At 57.7% G+C, this 13480-nt stretch carries 12 protein-coding genes; 9 read left to right on the forward strand and 3 right to left on the reverse strand.

Annotation, left to right across the window (positions count from 1 at the left end):
* Positions 1-10 precede the first annotated feature (10 nt).
* Together DUD43_RS00390 and DUD43_RS00395 are read left to right on the forward strand one after the other, a co-directional pair.
* Positions 11-1300, forward strand: a complete 1290-nt coding sequence (locus DUD43_RS00390; RefSeq protein WP_153228678.1) for a TRAP transporter large permease — start codon at positions 11-13, stop codon at positions 1298-1300.
* Positions 1301-1441: 141 nt separating this feature from the next.
* Positions 1442-2479 (forward strand): TRAP transporter substrate-binding protein, encoded by a 1038-nt coding sequence (locus tag DUD43_RS00395; RefSeq protein ID WP_153228679.1) that lies wholly within the window; start codon positions 1442-1444, stop codon positions 2477-2479.
* A gap of 417 nt (positions 2480-2896) precedes the next feature.
* Here DUD43_RS00395 and DUD43_RS00400 read toward each other — a convergent pair whose 3' ends face one another.
* Complete coding sequence (locus tag DUD43_RS00400) at positions 2897-4285, reverse strand: DUF6056 family protein (protein ID WP_153228680.1); 1389 nt, start codon at positions 4283-4285, stop codon at positions 2897-2899.
* A 330-nt stretch (positions 4286-4615) separates the two neighbouring features.
* On the opposite strand from DUD43_RS00400, the gene DUD43_RS00405 reads away from it, so the two are divergent.
* From DUD43_RS00405 to DUD43_RS00425, 5 genes are read left to right on the forward strand one after another with little or no spacing between them, the layout of a single operon-like run.
* Positions 4616-5503, forward strand: coding sequence for a SphA family protein (locus DUD43_RS00405; RefSeq protein ID WP_153231501.1), 888 nt, complete (start codon positions 4616-4618; stop codon positions 5501-5503).
* A 22-nt stretch (positions 5504-5525) separates the two neighbouring features.
* Positions 5526-6308, forward strand: a complete 783-nt coding sequence (locus DUD43_RS00410) for an SDR family oxidoreductase (protein WP_045930507.1) — start codon at positions 5526-5528, stop codon at positions 6306-6308.
* 57 nt (positions 6309-6365) lie between these two features.
* Positions 6366-7610, forward strand: coding sequence for a styrene monooxygenase/indole monooxygenase family protein (locus DUD43_RS00415; RefSeq protein WP_153228681.1), 1245 nt, complete (start codon positions 6366-6368; stop codon positions 7608-7610).
* 25 nt (positions 7611-7635) lie between these two features.
* Positions 7636-8247 carry a flavin reductase family protein gene (locus DUD43_RS00420; RefSeq protein WP_042484910.1) on the forward strand — a complete coding sequence of 204 codons (612 nt, stop codon included), beginning with the start codon at positions 7636-7638 and terminating at the stop codon, positions 8245-8247.
* Between the two features lies 1 nt (position 8248).
* Positions 8249-9841 (forward strand): phytoene desaturase family protein, encoded by a 1593-nt coding sequence (locus DUD43_RS00425; protein ID WP_153228682.1) that lies wholly within the window; start codon positions 8249-8251, stop codon positions 9839-9841.
* A gap of 22 nt (positions 9842-9863) precedes the next feature.
* Here DUD43_RS00425 and DUD43_RS00430 read toward each other — a convergent pair whose 3' ends face one another.
* Entirely contained in the window at positions 9864-10841 is a 978-nt protein-coding gene (locus tag DUD43_RS00430; RefSeq protein WP_153228683.1) for an AraC family transcriptional regulator, read from the reverse strand.
* Between the two features lie 161 nt (positions 10842-11002).
* Here DUD43_RS00430 and DUD43_RS00435 point away from each other — a divergent pair, with 161 nt between their 5' ends.
* Positions 11003-11620: a flavin reductase family protein gene (locus DUD43_RS00435; protein ID WP_026483916.1), complete on the forward strand. Its 618-nt coding sequence runs from the start codon at positions 11003-11005 to the stop codon at positions 11618-11620.
* Positions 11621-11865: 245 nt separating this feature from the next.
* On the opposite strand, the gene DUD43_RS00440 is transcribed toward DUD43_RS00435, so the two are convergent.
* On the reverse strand, positions 11866-12645 hold the full coding sequence (locus DUD43_RS00440) for an ABC transporter ATP-binding protein (RefSeq protein WP_009461219.1): 780 nt from the start codon (positions 12643-12645) through the stop codon (positions 11866-11868).
* Between the two features lie 261 nt (positions 12646-12906).
* Here DUD43_RS00440 and panD point away from each other — a divergent pair, with 261 nt between their 5' ends.
* The gene (gene panD / locus DUD43_RS00445) at positions 12907-13467 is read left to right on the forward strand and encodes an aspartate 1-decarboxylase (RefSeq protein WP_009461218.1); all 561 of its coding nucleotides are present in this window, start codon (positions 12907-12909) and stop codon (positions 13465-13467) included.
* The last annotated feature ends 13 nt before the right edge of the window (positions 13468-13480 follow it).

Raw genomic sequence — 13480 nt, forward strand, 5'->3', positions numbered from 1 at the left:
GAGTTTTTTCATGTTGATTTCTATTATCGGACTGGCTGTCCTGCTGGGTAGCTTATTTCTGGGTTTGCCCATTGCCTGGGGCATGTTGCTGGTAGGTACGCTGGGTTTTGCCTTCTTTACGGGCATGGAAGCGGCCTTGACCATGGCGGCGCAGACCAGCTACGACACGGCCATGAGCTACAGCTTTACCGTGTTGCCGCTGTTCATTCTGATGGGTAACCTGGTCAATGCCTCGGGCTTGTCCAAGGATCTGTACAAAGCTGCTCACGCCTTTATTGGCCACCTGCGCGGTGGTCTGGCAATGGCCACGATTGTTGCCTGTGGTGCCTTTAGCGCACTCTGTGGCTCCAGTATGGCCACCACGGCGGCCATGGGTCGCGTGGCCATGCCCAATATGCGCAAGTACAACTATGACGACCGTCTGGCTACCGGCAGTATTGCGGCAGGCGGCACCCTGGGCATTTTGATTCCGCCCAGCGTGATGATGGTGGTCTACGGGATTCTGACCGAAACCGACATCGGCAAGCTGTTTGCCGCCGGTTTCCTGCCCGGCATGGTGGCCATGCTGATGTACCTGATCACGGTGATGATCATTACCGCGATCAACCCGAATCTGGGCCGTCCTGGCGAGAAAGCCAGCTGGCGCGAGCGCTTTGAGGCGACCAAAGGCGTGATGGCCATTACCGTGCTGTTTATCGTCATCATGGGCGGTATTTACGGTGGTGTCTTCACCCCGACAGAAGCAGCCGGTATCGGTGCCGCAGCGACTTTCCTGCTGACCTTGAAGCGTCGTGGCTGGCAGCCTCGCATGTACCTGACGGTGCTGATTGAAGCCGCTCAAACCACCGCCATCATGTTTGCGCTGGTGATTGGTGCCCTGGTCTTTACCAACTTCCTGACCGTGGCCGGTTTGCCCAATCAGCTGCTGGGCTTCATCCAGGGCATTGATGTGTCGCCCATCGTGGTGATTCTGATCATCTGCGCGATTTACCTGGTTCTGGGTTGCTTCCTGGAAACCATGTCCATGGTCATGCTGACTGTGCCTATCTTCTACCCGATCGTGGCCTCCCTGGGCTTTGATCTGGTGTGGTTCGGCATCATCGTGGTGGTGGCCGCTGAAATCAGCCTGATTACCCCACCGCTGGGCCTGAATATTTTCATGATCAAGAACGTGATGCCCGATGTTCCTTTGGGCACCATTATTCGGGGTGTGACGCCCTTTGTAATGATGGATATCGTGCGTTTGCTCTTGCTGGTGTTTGTCCCCTGGATTGTTCTGGTCATCCCGAACAGTATGTAAACCTGGCCCGGATGCAGGTGTGATCCGGGCAGCAGTAAAGACACCGGGCGTGCAGGTCCAGGACCTGTTTATCGTCCCATCAAGTGGCCAAGACGCCGGGCTGTAGTGGCCCGGCAGCAAAATAATTTACGAGGAGTCGAGATGCGTGTTTTCAAAAAATTGGCCTTGAGCCTGGGCCTGGCTGCAGCAGCCCTGGCACCGACCATGCCTTCGGTTGCGGCTGAAGTCACCACCCTGCGTTTTTCCCAGTGGATGCCTCCAGGCCACTTCATCGTGACCAATATGTTCGAACCCTGGGCTCAGGAAGTCGAAAAAGTGACCGAAGGTCGCGTGAAGGTGGAATTCATCAACGCGCTGGGCAAGCCACAGGCTCACCTGGATCTGGTGCGTAACGGTATTGCTGATCTGGGCATGTCGGTACACAGCTACACGGCTAACCGCTTCCCGATGATCGAATTTGCCGAGCTGCCCTTCACTACTGATGACGGTGGCGTGAACTCGGTCGCTTACTGGCGCACTTACGAAAAGTTCATGATGGGTGCGAACGAGCACAAGGGCGTGAAACTGCTGGGTATGTGGACCAGCCCTGCTACCGTGATTTTCACCAGCCAGGACAATGTGCAAAGCATTGACGATCTGAAAGGCAAGAAGCTGCGCTCGCCCAGCCCCTTGTTTGATGCCATTGGTAAAGCTCTGGGTATCGTGACCGTGAACGCTCCTGCATCGGACAGCTACGAAATGCTGTCGCGTGGTGTGATCGACGGTATGTACTTCCAGTACGACCAATTGGATAACTGGAAACTGGACAAGCTGGTCAAGACCGCCGTGTCCGTGGAAGGTGGCTTTGGCAAGTCCAGCCAGTACATGTTCATGAACGAGCGCAAGTGGAACAGCCTGTCTGAAGCCGACCGCGCTGCTATTGAAAAAATCAGCGGCGAATGGATTGCCAACGACTTCGGTTCCAAGTGGCAGGCTGCCGAACAGCAAGCCATCGAGAAGCACACCGCAGCTGGCCTGAAGACACTGCGTATTCAGGGCGAAGCAGCAGACCAGATGAAAGAGCGTCTGGCCTTTGTTGAAGAAGACTGGATCAAGGCCGCCGACAAGAAGGGCATCGACGGTAAAGCCGCGCTGGCCTACTTCCGCGAGCAGATCAAAGAGCTGAGCGCTGCCAAGTAATACGCAGCAAGAGACACACTACAGTCTTGGCCCCGCTTTCCTTTGGGAGAGCGGGGTTTTTTTGTGTTTCTTGGAGGCTTTCGTCGTGAGCGCAGAGGATAGGCAGCCAGGTTGCTGCTGTAATCTTAGCCGACGTCTCTCCCTGTAAAACGCCGCTTCCGGCCCCGACGGGTCTGGCTGGGCTGACCGCTTGCCGGTGCTGCGCACCGGTACCCTGGTCGAGAGAGAGCTACGGGCGCATCCTGAACTCGCACGATAGTTTGTCCCCCGGACAAACTATAAGCGCCGTGCTCAAACAGCAGGATGCTTGTATCCCTACGCTCTCTCTCGCCTGCGGCAAGCAGTCTGATTCGCCCTGCCAGACCCGTCGGGGCCGGAAGCGGCTTGCAGCGGAGCAAGTGCGCAAGTTTTACAGCTTCAGGGGGCGGGTGGGGGTGCCCCTGTCTCCAGGTCATAGTAGTGATTGACCGCGTATTCATTGATCACCGCTTTGCTCCCGTAGTAGCGGGCCATGGCCTTGGGGTTGAAGTGCATATCAAAGCGATCCCGCGAGCGCAATGTGGGTAGAAAGAAATACTTGGGTAGCCTTACGTGATGACGCTGATGCTTGTGGGCATCGGACAAGATCGCGCGCCGCACCTGATCCTGCTCCCAGGTGCCGTGATAACTGCGTAACATGAGGCCGCTGGACACCAGCCATAGCGTGCCGCAGGCCCCCAGGGTCATTAATAGGCTGCGTTGCATAGGTATGACGCGTTGCCCTCGTGCCAATAAATCATGTCCATAAATAGACAGGGCCACCAGCAGATACATCAAGCCGCCATTCAAGGCTCGCTTGGGAATATTGGGTGCCAGAACCAGTATGGCATTGGCCAGGAGCGACGCTCCAATGAGCAGCCATATCGCCTGACGCACTGATTGAGAGGACGCAGGCCCTGCGGCAAAACGCCAAATCAGCATCACCAGGATTACACCCCAATAACGCAATATCGCGTCCGGGAAACGGCGACTGAAATGCTCCCAAATGCGCCATAGCAAAGGCTGGTCGTACCAATGAGCAAAGGCCTCTGCGCGTACCTGATTGCCCGGTGCCAAGACCAAGACGGCTACGCCCAGCCCCATGCACAGCAACCAGACCAGATGCCATTTGCTCAGCGAACCCGTACGCTGAAAGTGTCTTAGACACAGATACGCTAACAAGCACCAACTGATAATGCCGGTGTTCTCATTGGAGCAACCGGCCAGCACGGCCAGAATGCAGAGCGCCAAGCCCATGCCAACGGAGGGTCTGCCTTTTTGCAGATACCAGATAAAAGCCAGTACGAAGCCAAAATTGAATAAGTTCGGCCATAGATAATTTGCTGCACCCACCAGCCAGAATGTGGTTTGTCCCAGATCGGGATTAACCAGCCAATACAGCGTGAACATCAGTAGCAGTAAGGATGGGCGCAAGGCCTGTCCCGCCAGACGCGCTCCTAAGGTGGCTAATATCCAGATCAGGCCAAACAGGGCCGCTGTATTCAGTGTGGCTTTCAGCCAGCCGGGGGCCAGGTTGAGTATGGCGCTGGAAATCGTGTCTGATACGAGCCGACCACTCCAGTTCAGGTAGTGGGCCTTAATTGATGCCCAGGCAATCCCCTTGTTGGCGTAGTTGAAGTCGTCCGAAATCATGGGGGTGAGCCAGTAAATGGTCCACGTGGCCATCACAGCCATCACTGCAAAAAGAATAAAAGCCCAGGCGCCAGAACGGCGGCCGAGCAAGGGCTGGCTGAATCGAGATTCAGCAAAAGAGAGAGTTGAGCTCATCGAAATGAAGCGGCGGGTTTGTGGGCAGGTCCACGACGACGGTATTACACATCGCTGGCCGCCCTGGATGTTATTGCCACGGTGATATCAGTTATTTTCCGGGCTGAAAGGAAAGAAAGTATCTCAGGTACCCGTTGAAACACTGCGTTTAACGGCCTTACTGATCGCCATCCTTTAAATCTAAACCAAATCGGGGTTTTCCCTGCTTTTGCGGCTTCTTGCGCTTATTGGCTAGGCGCTGCGCAAAGTGGATATACCGGCATAAATGGCACTTCTACCATTGGCTCCATCGTCATACCTAAAAAACAAAAGGAGAAGGACGTGGGGGACATCAATAAAAAAATAGCAGCCGTTGTACTGGGAGCTGGCGCATTGGGCGCTGGTCCGGCCTATGCCATTGAAGGTAATGGCCTGCCCATTTATCCCGACGGTTTGGAAAATTTCATGAGTGGCGCCCTGCCACCACCCGGTGTGCATTTGCTGATGTACGGCGGTGCCATGCGCTATGACTCGGTGCGGGACAAGAACGGCGACAAGCTGCCTATTCCGGACTTCAAGGTGGATGTGGCCATGGTGGCCCCCCGTCTGGTTTGGGTGACGGAGCAGCAAGTGTTTGGTGGCCAACTGGCGTTCCACGCGCTGGCTCCCCTGCTGACCGTCAAGGCGCAAGCCGCTGGTCAGTCGCAGCGCCGCAGTGGTCTGGGTGATGTGGTGTTTGGTCCTGCCCTGGGTTTCCACCCCAGCGAAAAAATGCACTACGTGCTGGGTGTGGACTTTGTGGCCCCTACCGGCCGCTACAAGGTCACTGACAGCGCCAACCTGGGCCGCAACTACTGGGCCATTCAGCCCGCTGCTGCGTTCAGCTACATGCAGCCCAGTGGCATCAACCTGGATTTGAAGATGATGGTGGACTTCAACTTCCGCAACAGTGATACCGAAACCCGCACGGGTAAGGCCATTCACGCCGACTACGCCGTGGGTTGGGGTTTCGGTAATGGCCTGGTGCTGGGGGTGGGTGGTTATGCCTATCAACAGATTGAAAGCGACCGTGGCCCGGCAGCCGGGGACAGCAAGGCGCGCTCTTTCGCCATTGGTCCCAGCCTGCGTTACGCCAACGACAAGGGTCTGCTGATTACGGCCAAGTACCAGCAGGATCTGGGTGTGCGTGGCCGTCCTGAAGGAAAACAATTTTTTGTAAAAGTAGCGGTTCCGTTCTAAGGGCCCGCGGCAGGAGAGCGAGATGAAAGGACTGAAAGACAAGGTAGTCATTGTCACCGGCGGCGCAACGCGCGTTGGCGCAGGCGTGGTCGAAGTGCTGATGGGCTATGGCGCACGTGTGGCTGTGTTTGATATTGATGCCGCAGGTGGTCAGAAAGCCGTAGGCAACGATGCCGCCAAAGCCAAATTCTGGGAAGTGGACATCACCAGCGATCAAAGCCTGAATGCGGCCATCGAGCAGGTCAAGGCGCACTTTGGCCGTGTGGATGGCCTGGTCAATTTGGCCTGTTCCTATCTGGATGAGGGCATGGCCTCCAGCCGTGCAGACTGGCTCAAGGCATTGGACATCAACCTGGTCAGCGCTGTGCAAGCAGCCAAGGCCGTGCGTCCCTTGTTGCCGCGTGGCGGCTCCATCGTCAACTTCACGTCCATTTCATCGTCGATCGCACAAACCGGGCGCTGGTTGTACCCGGTCTCCAAGGCCGCCTTGTTGCAACTGACGCGCAGCATGGCTCTGGACTTCGCTCCGGATGGTATCCGCGTGAACTCGGTCTCGCCCGGCTGGATCTGGTCGCGGGTGATGGACGAGCTGACAGGCGGTGATCGCGCCAAAACCGACCGCGTGGCCTCGGCATTTCACATGCTGGGCCGCGTGGGCGACCCGCAGGAAGTGGGCGAAGTCGTGTCCTTCCTGCTCTCGGATTCCGCCAGTTTCGTGACCGGTGCCGATTACGCCGTGGATGGCGGCTACTCGGCCATGGGTCCCGAGCAAGGTGTACCGGCCATTCCCAAATTGGCTGAATAAGAAAAACCGGGACGCCGCTGGGGTGGCGTCCTTAGCTCCCTCAGAAGGAAAAAAATCATGCGTAAAGTTGCTATTGTGGGCGCTGGCCAAGCTGGCATGCCCGTTGCATTCGGCCTCTTGGCCCAAGGTTACGAAGTAGCCGTTTTCACCAACCGCAGCCCTGACGATGTTCGTGGTGGCCGCGTCATGTCCAGCCAGTGCATGTTTGCCGAGGCGCTGGATGTAGAGCGTCGCCTGGGTCTGAACTTCTGGGATGACGAGTGCCCACCTGTACAAGGTATTGGTTTTGCCCTGCCTAACCCCGATCAGCCTGACACCAAGGCCGTGGATTGGAGCGGTCGTCTGGACCGCGAAGCCCAAGCCACCGACCAGCGCGTGAAAATGCCTTACTGGCTTGAACTGTTCGAGCAGCGTGGCGGCAAGCTGATCATGGAAGATGTGGGCGTGGCCGAACTGGAACGCATCACCCAGGAATACGATCTGACCATGCTGGCTGCCGGTAAAGGCGAAGTGGTCAAACTGTTCGAGCGTGATGATCAGCGCTCCATGTACGACAAGCCCCAGCGTGCTCTGGCCCTGACCTACGTACACGGTCTGGAGCCTACGCCTGAATACTCGCGCGTGTCCTTTAACTTCATCCCCGGTGTGGGCGAATACTTTGTGTTCCCATCGCTGACCCTGTCCGGTCCTTGCGACATCATGGTGTTTGAAGGCGTGCCTGGTGGCCCATTGGATCGCTTCCGCGAGGCCAAGACCCCCGAAGCTCACCTGGAACAAAGCGTGTCCTTCCTGCGCGAATTCCTGCCTTGGGAAGCCGACCGCGCCCGCAATGTGGAACTGACTGACGCCCAGGGTTATCTGTCCGGCGCTTTCCCTCCCACGGTGCGCAAACCGGTACTGACACTGCCTTCGGGCCGCATGGTGCTGGGTCTGGGCGATGCCGTGGTCGTGAACGACCCCATTACCGGCCAGGGTTCCAACAATGCCGCCAAAGCCGCCCAAGTGTATCTGGACAGCATTTTGCAACGTGGTGAAGGCGCGTTTGACCGTAACTGGATGCAGGAAACGTTCGAGCGTTACTGGGATTACGCCAACCTGGTGGTGCGCTGGACCAACTCCATGTTGAAGCCGCCAACCGACTCCTCTTTTGCCTTGTTGACCTCGGCTCAGCAATCGCCTGCCCTGGCGCATTTCCTGGCCAACAGCTTTAACCACCCGCCGGTTCTGTTCCCGGCCTGGGAAGATCTGAATGCCGCCCAGGCATTGATCGAGAAGACTCGCAGCCAATCTGTGGCTGCCTGATAGATAGTATTCAAGGAGACGTATCATGACCCCCACCGCAACGCTGCAAGACTCCTCGTCCCAAACCGCTGCCCAGCGGCAGGCCGTGTCTGCCCAAGCGTTGGCAGCCGCTGACGCCAAACCCACACCGTCCAATCTGAATGTGGTCGATAGCCGTGCGTTTCGCCAGGCACTGGGCCATTTTCCAACGGGTGTGGCCATTGTCACGACTCGTTGTCCCGATGGCCGGGCGGTGGGTCTGACCATCAACTCCTTTACCTCCCTGTCGCTGGAGCCGCCTCTGGTGATGTGGAGCCTGGTGAATCACTCGCCCAGCCTGGAGATCTTTGAAAAATGCAGCCACTTTGCCATCAATGTGATTAGCCAGGAGCAAGTGCCTGTGGCTCTGGGTTTTGCCAATTCCCAGGTCAAGGACAAGTTCTCGCTGGTCTCGCATGTGGATGGTGAAGAAGGCGTGCCATTGCTGGACGATTGCGTGGCGACCTTTGTGTGCGAGAACTACCGTCAGCACGAAGGTGGTGACCACACTTTGTTTATTGGCCGTGTGGTGCGTCACACCACGCTGACCGAACACGAGCCTGCGGTGTTTCACCGTGGCCGTTTCGCCAACCTGACCACGCCTAGCGGAGACCGTTGAAATGAGTGACGCGCACAGCGCTGATGTAGTCATTGTCGGCAGCGGGATGAACTCCCTGACCTGCGCCGCCTTGTTGGCCCAACGGGGCTTGTCGGTGACAGTGCTGGAGCGCAATGCGGTTGCCGGGGGCTGTATCCGTACACAGGAGCTGTTCCCCGGTTTTACCCATGATGTTCTGTCCAGCTGGTATCCCCTGTTCATGGGCGGCGCGTCGTATGCCGCTCTGGCAGAGCCCTTGGCCAAAGCCGGTCTGGAGTTTGCCAAAGGCGAGTACAGCACGGGCTTGGCCATTCCCGGTGGCCCGTCGCTGGCCTTGCGCCAGGATATGGACGACACGGTGCGTCGTTTCAATGACTTGATGCCCGGCGAAGGCGATGCCTTGGGGGCCATGGCTGCCCGCATGTTTGGCCCGGATGCCGGTCTGGTATTTGGCCTGCTGGGTGGTGAGCCCTACCGCTGGCCCATGGCCAAGCTGGCTTTTGGTGCCTGGCGGGAACGGGGTTTGGACGGTTTGATGTCCTTTGGCTCGCAAGCGCTGGAAAGCTTCCGGCGCTGGGCCATGCGCGATCTGCGCAGCGATCTGGCCCGCGCCATGATTGCTCCCTGGGTGCTGCATAGCGGCCTGGGCCCGGACGAGGCCAGCTCGGCCCTGATCGGCAAGCTGACTTTCAGCGCCGTCGTCAGTGGCGGCATGCCGGTGGTCAAAGGCGGCAGTTACCAGATTGTGAAAGCCTTTACCCGCATTATTGAAGAAGCAGGTGGTGCGGTACTGACCAATTCCCATGTGGATCGCGTGCTGGTGGAAGGTAATAAAGCCACTGGAGTGTGTGTGGGTACGCAGCGCTATCTGGCCCGCCGTGCGGTGGTCTGCAATGTGACGCCCGGTCAGCTGTACGGCGACTTGTTGCCGGAAGTGGAGCCTGAACTGCTGAAGTCCGCTCAGGATTATCACTATGGCCGCGGTGGCATGCAGATTCACTTTGCCTTGAATTCCCCGCCCGACTGGGTGGACCCGGAACTGCGCCATGTACCGATGGTGCATGTGACGGAAAGCATGGAGCAGGTGTGTTCCTCTGTGGTGACGGCCAGCAATGGCTATCTGCCCGCCAAACCGACCTTGGCCGTGGGCCAGCCGGTGGCGGTGGATGTGACTCGCGCACCGGAAGGACACTGGATTCTATGGGTACAAATGCAGGAACTGCCGCGCCACATCAAAGGCGATGAGGCGGGCGAGATTCCTGTGCCGGCTGATGGTCGCTGGAACGAAGCCGTGCGCGAGGCCATGGCCGACCGCGTGCAGGCCCGTCTGGAAACCGTCATGCCCGGTTTGGCCGCCAAGATCATCGGGCGTCGTAGCGTCAGCCCGGCGGATCTGGAAGCCTTGAACATGAATCTGGTGGGGGGCGATCCGTATAGCGGAGTGTGCTCGCCGGATCAGTTCTTTTTCATGCGTCCTTTTGCAGGACACAAGAACGCGCGTAGCGGCACGACGCCCTGGCGCAATCTGCATCAAATTGGTGCGTCGGTGCATCCGGGCCCTGGCCTGGGTGGTCAATCCGGCTATCTGGCAGCCCAGCGTATCTTGAAGGGGTGAGAGGACGGGTGAGGCGGTCAGCTTAGTGCTGACCGCCGCGCACTCGTTGCAGGGTCTCGCTAGGCGTTTCGCCAAAGCGGCTGCGGTATTCGGCGCTGAAACGGCCCTGGTGTGCAAAGCCCCAGCGCATGGCCAGGTCGGCCAGCGTCAGATGAGGCTCGTTGGAATGGATCAGTTCGTGGCGCAGACGGTCCAGACGCACTTGGCGCAAGTACTGCATGGGGCTGACGCCGTAGTGGTCTCTGAAGGCTTGCTGCAAGGTGCGCGAGCTGACGCCCGCAATGGTGCTGAGTTCGTCCACCGTAACGGGCAAATGGGCCTGCTCATGCAAATGGCTGGCTACTTTCTTCAAGTGACGCGGCAAGATGCGGGTGGGGTTCAGGGCCTGAATCTGAGCCGGTGGGTGCAGATCCAGCAAGGTTGTCACCGCCAATTGCTCCAGCTGGTTGATAATCAGCGGCGAGCGCAAAATGTCTTCGTAGTTGCGTGCACAGTCCAGCACATAGCGCAGCATGATTTGCCAGGAAGGCTGGGTATGCGCCTCCAGGCGTACCGGAAACAGCAAACCTTGCGGGCCTACGTCCAGGCCCATGCCACGGGCAGCCTGTTCCACCAGATTGCGGTCTATCTTGAGCATTAATTGCTCATTATTGGCATGCCAGATCATATCCACGTCCTCGTTGGGATTCAGGATCGTGGCGGCGTAGGGGGTGGAGTCCACGGTTTGGCCACCGCAGCGAATTCTGGCGGTGCCATATTGGGGCATCTGGACCAGGTAGAAACCGGCCAAGTGGTCAGGTTGGATATGTACGTCGGCGCCATAGCCCAGGCGGCTCAAGGCGACCTGACCAAACTGGGCGTGTCGCAGCCGGGTTTGCAGGGTCTGGTCGGCACGTAGCTGCTTGAGCTGGTGCGACTTGAACATGTCGCTGACAGATTTGCGCACGTGTTCCAGGTCAGCAGAAGCTACACGTGCCCAGTGATCGGGCTTATTTTCCATGTTTCATGTGCCTAGATGGTTCTGAAAGGCAGGAAGGATACGTAAAACCTTGAGTTTCAACGGTTTGCAGCGGCTTTATTTTAGTTGTAAAGTATATCAGTGGGCCACCGGGATTTCCCGCAGTCCTGTTTAGTTTGTTTTGTTTATTAACAGAGAGAACCGTGCAGAAAGACTTTCACTTCTACGAACCCACACAAGGCCATGGACTGCGCCACGACCCGATCAGTTCTATTGTGGGCCCTCGTGTAATTGGCTGGATCGGTACCAAAAGCACGGAAGGCGTGCTGAACCTGGCCCCGTACAGTTTCTGCAACGTGTTCAACTACCGCCCGCCTGTCATCGCTTTTTCCAGCGTGGGCTACAAAGACAGCGTGCGCAACGCAATTGAAACCGGCGTCTTTACCTGGAACCTGGCAACGCGTGATCTGGCCGAGCCCATGAACATGACCAGCCTGGAGCAAGACGTGCGCGAGTTTGAAGTCGCGGGCCTGACGCCTGTGGATTCCCGCCTGATTGATGCCCCCCGCGTGGGCGAGAGCCATGCCTCGCTGGAGTGCAAGGTCACGACGCACTTTCAGCTGAAAGACTCGGAAGGCAAGGATCTGAACACCTGGATGGTGCTGGGTGAAGTGGTGGGTGTGCATGTGTCGCCCAACAGCATCGTGGACGGCATTTACCGTACCGCGATCCCACGTCCGATTCTGCGTGGTGGTGGCCCTGGCGATTACTTTGAAATTACGGACCTGGCCTTGTTTGATATGCCACGTCCCAAGTCCTGATAGCAGGGCGACGTAGTCTGGGGGCGGTGATTGGCGGCCCCTGTGAGTTGTTTTGAGGTGACTACGCATTAGCTGGACATGACAACGGCGCCGAAAGGCGCCGTTTGCTTTATGTCTGCTCAGGGAGTGGCCGCAGTTTTGGACTGTTTTGCCATTGCTCGGTGACGGGTCGATCCGATCGACCCAAGGGGCAGATAGCCAGTCACAGACCCATCAATGCGCATTGCGCGCCGTAGGCGAGCATCTTAGCCCTTGGACGAACCGCCCGCTGCCAGGAATTGCGCCAGACGGGGGCTGCGCGGCGACACCAGCACTTCTTCTGGTGGGCCTTCTTCTTCGATCTGGCCTTCGTGCAGATACACCACCTTGCTTGATACGTTCCGTGCAAAGCTCATTTCGTGCGTAACGACCACCATCGTGCGCCCTTCTTCGGCCAAATTTTGCATAACGCGCAGAACTTCGCCCACACGTTCCGGGTCCAGCGCCGAGGTCGGTTCGTCAAACAGCATCACTTCAGGTTCCAGTGCCAGCGCACGGGCAATGGCCACACGCTGCTGCTGGCCGCCGGACAGGAAGGCCGGATATTGCTTGGCCAGATCGCGCGACAGGCCCACCTTGTCCAGATACAGTTCCGCCTTGGCTATGGCCTGGGCCTTGTCCATGCCCTGTACATGAATGGGCGTGGCGGTAATGTTTTCCAGCACGGTCATGTGCGACCACAGATTGAAGTGCTGAAATACCATCGCCAGACTGGTGCGCAGGCGCTTGAGCTGTTGTTTATCTACCGCAACCAGCTCATCCGTTTTGGGGTCCAGACGGGTTTTCAGTTCCTCGCCCTTGATGACGATACGGCCGGAATTGGGTGTTTCCAGGAAGTTGATGCAACGCAGAAACGTACTTTTACCCGAACCACTGGAACCGATCAGGCTGATGACATCGCCCGGCTCTGCGCTGAGAGAGACTCCCTTGAGGACCTCCAGGGAGCCATAGCGTTTGTGAATATTCTCGATGAGCAGGTTGGGCATGGAAAACGGTATCGTATTGAAAATAAAAAAGACCGGTGCGACGCGGCAGAGGGGATTACAGCACAGACTGGCCGTCAGGCAAATCATTGAGCCTGTGGTTTTCCCGTACAAATCTGTGGGTCTAAACGGATTTGCGCGCATTTCTGGGTTTATGATGCAGTCTTTCCCGCAGCCCTGATCGGGCTAAGGGCGCAGCGCAAGCCGCGTTTTAGCCAAGCTTAGGTGTCCGTTTTAGGGGACCTGTTTCTAGAGAGTGTTGTCATGAAAAAAGTGGTCCGTGCCAAGCTGCATGGTATCAAGGTGACCGGTGCCGACTTGAACTATCACGGGTCGATCACCCTGGATCCGGAAATCTGCGAACAAGCGGGCATTTTACCCATGGAGTTTGTGGAAATCTGGAATAAGGACAGTGGTGCCCGTATTTCTACCTACGTGATCTTCGGTGAACCCGGTTCGCGCTGCGTGGTTCTGAACGGCGCGGCCGCTCGTACCTGTCAAAAGGGCGACACCGTCATCATCTGCGCAACCGAATACGTGATGAACTCCGAAGACCTGTATTCCCTGCGCCCTACCGTGCTGACCTTCACGCCTGAAAACGAAGTGGACGAAGTCATGCACTATGAAGTGGCCAAGACGGCCCAGCGCGATTACGACTTCCGCGTGGTACGCGACGACCGCCCTCGCGGTGCCGAGCGCCCACTGGCCCGTGTCGACGTGGACGCCCTGTCCGCTGACCTGCGCTCCCGTGGTCTGGATGATCGTGCCATTGCCGACATTCTGTCCTGCCATTTGGCCGATTTCGCACCTGCGAACCAGAACTGATTGTTCTTCACCG

The sequence above is a fragment of the Alcaligenes faecalis genome (genome assembly GCF_009497775.1).
Classification (GTDB): domain Bacteria; phylum Pseudomonadota; class Gammaproteobacteria; order Burkholderiales; family Burkholderiaceae_B; genus Alcaligenes; species Alcaligenes faecalis_D.

What these genes read in the sequence shown, in the direction of transcription:
- DUD43_RS00430 (WP_153228683.1), bottom strand. Translation starts at nt 10,841, where the DNA reads ATGGAAAATAAGCCCGATCACTGGGCACGTGTAGCTTCTGCTGACCTG.
- DUD43_RS00420 (WP_042484910.1), top strand. Translation starts at nt 7,636, where the DNA reads ATGACCCCCACCGCAACGCTGCAAGACTCCTCGTCCCAAACCGCTGCC.
- DUD43_RS00395 (WP_153228679.1), top strand. Translation starts at nt 1,442, where the DNA reads ATGCGTGTTTTCAAAAAATTGGCCTTGAGCCTGGGCCTGGCTGCAGCA.
- DUD43_RS00400 (WP_153228680.1), bottom strand. Translation starts at nt 4,285, where the DNA reads ATGAGCTCAACTCTCTCTTTTGCTGAATCTCGATTCAGCCAGCCCTTG.
- DUD43_RS00390 (WP_153228678.1), top strand. Translation starts at nt 11, where the DNA reads ATGTTGATTTCTATTATCGGACTGGCTGTCCTGCTGGGTAGCTTATTT.
- DUD43_RS00415 (WP_153228681.1), top strand. Translation starts at nt 6,366, where the DNA reads ATGCGTAAAGTTGCTATTGTGGGCGCTGGCCAAGCTGGCATGCCCGTT.
- DUD43_RS00440 (WP_009461219.1), bottom strand. Translation starts at nt 12,645, where the DNA reads ATGCCCAACCTGCTCATCGAGAATATTCACAAACGCTATGGCTCCCTG.
- DUD43_RS00425 (WP_153228682.1), top strand. Translation starts at nt 8,249, where the DNA reads ATGAGTGACGCGCACAGCGCTGATGTAGTCATTGTCGGCAGCGGGATG.
- panD (WP_009461218.1), top strand. Translation starts at nt 12,907, where the DNA reads ATGAAAAAAGTGGTCCGTGCCAAGCTGCATGGTATCAAGGTGACCGGT.
- DUD43_RS00410 (WP_045930507.1), top strand. Translation starts at nt 5,526, where the DNA reads ATGAAAGGACTGAAAGACAAGGTAGTCATTGTCACCGGCGGCGCAACG.